4 protein-coding genes are annotated in these 5,072 nt (G+C 57.1%); all 4 read right to left on the bottom strand.

Annotation, left to right across the window (positions count from 1 at the left end; genetic code table 11):
• The coding region (locus H5U38_14905) for an endo-1,4-beta-xylanase (protein MBC7188312.1) at window positions 1-1,052 on the bottom strand (1,052 nt) is incomplete at its 3' end.
• 134 nt (window positions 1,053-1,186) lie between these two features.
• Window positions 1,187-1,834, bottom strand: a complete 648-nt coding sequence (locus tag H5U38_14900; GenBank protein ID MBC7188311.1) for a hypothetical protein — start codon at window positions 1,832-1,834, stop codon at window positions 1,187-1,189.
• A 73-nt stretch (window positions 1,835-1,907) separates the two neighbouring features.
• On the bottom strand, window positions 1,908-3,785 hold the full coding sequence (locus tag H5U38_14895; GenBank protein ID MBC7188310.1) for a right-handed parallel beta-helix repeat-containing protein: 1,878 nt from the start codon (window positions 3,783-3,785) through the stop codon (window positions 1,908-1,910).
• A 60-nt stretch (window positions 3,786-3,845) separates the two neighbouring features.
• On the bottom strand, window positions 3,846-5,072 hold a 1,227-nt coding region (locus H5U38_14890; protein ID MBC7188309.1), incomplete at its 5' end, for a T9SS type A sorting domain-containing protein.

Raw genomic sequence — 5,072 nt, 5'->3', positions numbered from 1 at the left:
ATCACGACCGGGGGGAATGGACAGCGCACATAGGTCTTTAGCCACTGCATGGCCGGCCGATCCCTGCCGCTGTAGTCGATCAGAAAGGTGTAGGGGTGGGCCGTCCACACGTCATACTCGTAGTACCCCCAAAAGGTTATTCCCCTCACCGCGGGATGATTCCAGAAAATCGGGAAATAGATCTTGTACTGCTGGAGTTGGACGTTGTTGTCCTGTTCATCGATGTCGAACTCGGTGATGTAGATCGGCAAGCCCAAGGTCGCAAGGCGGTCGAGGTTGGCCTTGATGACGTTGATGTCGTACACATAAGTACTGCCGCGGTAGATGTCGCCGCGAAACTCGAAGTAGTGCCCCTGGATGCCGATGCCGTCGATCAGCCCCCTCGTCTTCAGCAAGGCGGCCAGGTTCATGTACCTTGTCGTCTCCGTGTTTGAGTGCAAGATGTTGTACTCGTTCAAGAGCAACTTCGCCTGTGGGGGACAGTAGCGCCGCGCAAGCTCAAAGGCCGTAATGACCCAGTCCCACCCTGTCGCCCCGTCTCCCCCCAGCGCGTTCTTGTACACCGGGGGCGCATGGAAGGGCTCGTTTACGACGTCAACCAACGCCATCTGCGGGTAGCGTTCGCCCAGACGGCGCATCCATTCCTCCACAGCCTGCCTCTGCCCTGCCGAGTCGAGCGAGGCAATCCACGACGGCTGCTGCTGCCCCCACACCAAGGTGTGTTCTTTGAAGAGAATCCCTTTGCTCATGGCGTATTCGTAGATACGATCCAGGTTGCTCCAGTTGTACTGCCCTCGGGTATACTCAACCGAGCCCCATTTGCCGTCGTTGCCGGGGGTGATCTGATTGAAGTACTTGTCAAAGTTGCGGTAGACGTCGCTCTTGCTTGCTGCGCCCAGGAACTTGCTTTTCCCTTCGGCAAGTGGCTGCGCATGAGTCCGCAAGGAAATCAGCACGGAAAGGGAGACTGCCACTCCTATCACCAATGGCCGACGCCAATGCAACTTCGGGTCCCCTTTGTGACCCAGAAGCGAGCAACGAAAAAACCTCATGACCTCCTCCCTCGCCTGAACACACAGTCGCCCACGGGCTGACGCTGCCGTCCACAACCGGGAAGCCTCGTAGGGGAACTCACGTCCTCAATGCCCCACTCCGCCAGGACGGCAGGCAGCCGGGCTGCATCGCCTTATTTGACCATGATTCTCTGCTCTAATACGACAAGTCGCCCCTTGTCAGTACCCCTCTTCAACATCTGCGCGTAGAGCGACTGTACCTGTTCCAGCGCAAGCGTGCCTTTGACCACCACGTCTATTGTCCCATCAGCCTGTCGGTCGATGGCTACGGTAACCTCGGGGTTTGGCGCCCGCCGATCCCGCACAATTCTGAATTGGTTGAAGCACTCCCGCGCGCCGGGGCAGAGAGTGCGAATCTCATAGTGGTATTTCGCGTCCTCATCCGCGTACGATTTGCCGCGCGGCCCTACCACGCGCAACTTCCCTTCGCTGGCGAGCGTTTCCAGCGCCACTTCGTAAAGCTCCTGCGCCTGTGCCATCGTGGCCTCGCCGAGTGTCACCTCGTCTATGAAGCCGTCTTGACCATAGTCCACGGCGACAAATCGCCTGCTGATCAGCTCGTTGAAGGACAGATCCTTGCCCGGTGCCTGCACAGAGCGGATGCGGTAGTGTTCACCTTTGTAGTCGAAGCTGCAAAACGCGACGGTCGGGCTGGGCTCCTTGCCTGCACATGAGTAGAAGAGCACCGTCGCCAGCAGTGCAATGGCGCCGCCCAGCGGTTTTTCGCTCCCCCGCCTTGGCATCGTGAGTCTTCTTCTCATTGTCGTCCCCGTCTTGCAACTATCTCAAAAGGGCCGACACAGCGCGCTCCACGTAAGGACCTGCACCACAAGGTCAAAACTCCGCATGCAGAGGAGGAAACGCGCCGACATAGCCGCCGTCTGTGCCGAGCAACTTGCCTATCTCCGTGGGCAGTTGTCGCCCGGCTGCTGCCCCTGGAGAACTATCCAGGAGCCGGTAGTCGCCCAACTCAAGGCTTTTGAACAGCTGCCCTGGATACCAAGAAACATGCCAACTCTGCGCAGCATATTCCGGGTGGGCCTTTTGGAAGGAGTCAAAGGACTCGTAGACCAGGTAACAGCTATCAGTCTTCTCAGGCCCCCACACGATGAGCGGGACCGTCGCCCGAGACGCCTTTGTGAGAAATAGGTTGTGGTCCATCGCGCGCAACTGCGAGTGCTGCAGGCGTTCACATAACACTGCCGGCTGCCATACATAGAGCAACGGGCGCTCGAAACCCTCGTCCGCATAGAGCAGGTTGTTCACAAAGACATGACCATGCCGCTTGTCCACATCAGGCCCAGTACTGGCATGCCAGCCGAATTGGTCCGCGGCTGCACTCCGCGCATTGCGCGAGATGCAGGCGGTGCTGTTCACAAAGGTGTTGTTGTAGATGTGAACATCTGAACTGTTGAGCACCCACAGCCCGTGATCACAATTGACGAAGACGTTCCCTGCACATATTGCCCCTTTGGAAATCTCAAAGAAGAAGCCATTATTGCTCGGCCAAGGACGCTCAATCGGAAACCGCCCCTTGGTGCTCCCCACATTCTCCACCCAATTGTTCAGGAACCGCCCGTCGACGTTGCCCACGTCGTACCAAATGCCATTGGAATACGGAAGATCGATCACCAAGTTGTCCCGGCACGTGACGCGATGGCACTGGTTAAAAATCTTCACCGCGGCCGGGTAGTAACCCGTTACCCTTTCAATGTTGTTCCGCGTGAAGATGTTCCTCTCGAGGAGCACGTCATTGGAACTCATGATATAGATGCCTTCGGTGCTTGTGTCGCTCACCCGGCAGTGGCGAATCGTTAGCGAGTCTCCTCTAAGATAGGCCCCCACGCGAGAGCAGTAGGAAATGGTGCAGTTTTCCAGCAGCGTGCCGACCACGTCTTTGCCGAAGGTCGCTTCATCGGCGGCACCTTCCGGGAATGCTCCTTCCACCTCCAAGGCGCGAAACGCATACTGTGTGAAAGTGATGCCTCGTATCTTCGGTCCCTTGCGGTCTGGTTTCTTGCCGTGAACCTCTCTTGTGGTCCGTAAGAGCGCCACATCAAACGCGGTGATTTCCACTTTTTTGTCTGTCGGGTCGACGCCGATGTAGACTCTGCCGCTCTCATAGTCGATGTAGAAGGTGTTTTCGTCGACCTCCCCTTCCCAGCCGGCCGATTGCAAAAACCGGCCGTCCACAAACACCATGTCATTGTTGAAGCGGTGTAGCGGTGTCACTTTGCCTTCGCGGTCGCGGTTCCACCAGTCGGCCGGCCGAGAGGGAAACGGATGTGGCCATTTAGTGACCCACAGACCGTTCCCGAGGTTCTGCCAGCTGGTGGCCAGGTACGTGCCCTTGAGTATCGGCTGCTCATCGAGATACGGCTGAATGGTGATCGCCTGGTTGAAGACCAGCCTGCCGGTCCGGTAGATCCCACCCCGCAGGACAATGGAATCGCCGCTCTTGGCACGCGCAATCGCCGACTCGATGGTGGTTGGTGAGGACGGACTATTACCAGCAGCATCAGGCTTGCCATCGGGGGCGACGTAGTAGACTTTCCCCTCCACCTGCGGAATGGCATAGGACTGGTGCAAAGGGCCATACGGGCCGCCACTCGGCTGACCCAATGAAGGCACAGCGCACAAGACACGCAGGAGCAGCAACGCGAGGGTCAGCACGTGGAAGTACGGACAACTCTGTTCACGAGATCTCGCCATGTCGTTCCTCCCCGGAGGTTCCTTTGCAGTCAATGCAACGGCAATGAGAAGGTGCCGGGCCTATTTCAACACCAGCAGTTTCCTTGTCATCCATACCCCACCTGTCTGGAGCTGATAAAGGTACACACCCTCGGGAAGTCCGCTGCAGTCGAGGGTAACCGTATGATCTCCCCTGCTCTGCGATGCTCTCAGCGGAGTCGCCACCTCTCGGCCAAGGAGGTCAAAGAGCACCAGCTGCACATTGCAAGCCTGCGGCAGCCGGTACCGAATTGTCGTGCGCGCCCCAGAAGGGTTCGGGTAATTCTGCTCCAAAAAGAACCCCGACGGAACCCCACGGCTGGGTGGGTTCATAAGGCCAAAAACACCGGTGGGCTCGGTCCCTTTTTCTAACCAGTAGGATATTTGGGCCCACTCTGTGTCCGCTTGGAGCTTCCACCGCTTATGCTCATGCGGGAACCAACGATAGAGATCTCCCAATGGAAAGCCACCCATTGCAGCACAGAGCAATGTGTCGTTCACATAGGCCAGGTTTTCTTGGAAAGGCCACGTGTATTTCGCTGATAAATCGGGGCGCCAGGCCCAAGATACGTCCTCACAGCCCCACCATTTCTCCTCCAGGAATCGTTCTATGGCTGTAGTGTCAGTGGGAGGCAAGATCATCCCCGGATCCATTGCCTCATATAGCTTGGCCGCATTCATGTAAGGGAACTCACTGGACGCAAAAAACGCCAGGGTTTGCGAATTCAACATGGGGAGGGGGCGAGGTATGCAATCTTCCCCTCCTTCTCGGCGCCTTTCTTGGGCGGATGGATTGTTGGCCATCCAGTCCACAAGCCAGGGCTCGATGTAGTAGCTGTTGTGGGCAAAGAGAACGCGTCGGTCTTGTTCGGCGAAGGGGACGGCAAAACCAAAGGAGGCCACGCTGTCTATGTTGATGGTGCCTCCTAAGGGGCCTCCATGCGCGGCGTATCGCACGGGCTCCTCGCCGCGCATGAATGCATTGAGCCATAACGAGTTGGTCACCGAGATCTTGTACCACCAGCCTGACTCCAGGCTGAACATGAGAACATTGACGAAAGTACAGTGGTTGAAGTAGACATTATCTGCGTAGTTGCCGTTCTCCTGCTGGTACACGTAGCCGATGTTGGCAAACGTGCAGTTCTCGAAAAGTATGGCATCTGTGTGGTAGCCCCATTCGTTGGCCGGGAAGGACACAGTTCGGCCATAGTAAGTGAAATGGGGATCGGTGCAGTTTCTGAAGTAGCAGTTTCTAAATGTACCATTGAA

This window comes from Calditrichota bacterium (assembly GCA_014359355.1).
Lineage (GTDB): Bacteria > Zhuqueibacterota > Zhuqueibacteria > JANLFK01 > Oleimicrobiaceae > Oleimicrobium.
Note: the sequence above shows the minus strand (reverse complement) of the source record. Positions and strands in the feature narration are given on the sequence as shown.

Bases quoted from the DNA above. Each gene is read 5' to 3' on its own strand.
- H5U38_14900 (MBC7188311.1), bottom strand. From the start codon at position 1,834: ATGAGAAGAAGACTCACGATGCCAAGGCGGGGGAGCGAAAAACCGCTG.
- H5U38_14895 (MBC7188310.1), bottom strand. From the start codon at position 3,785: ATGGCGAGATCTCGTGAACAGAGTTGTCCGTACTTCCACGTGCTGACC.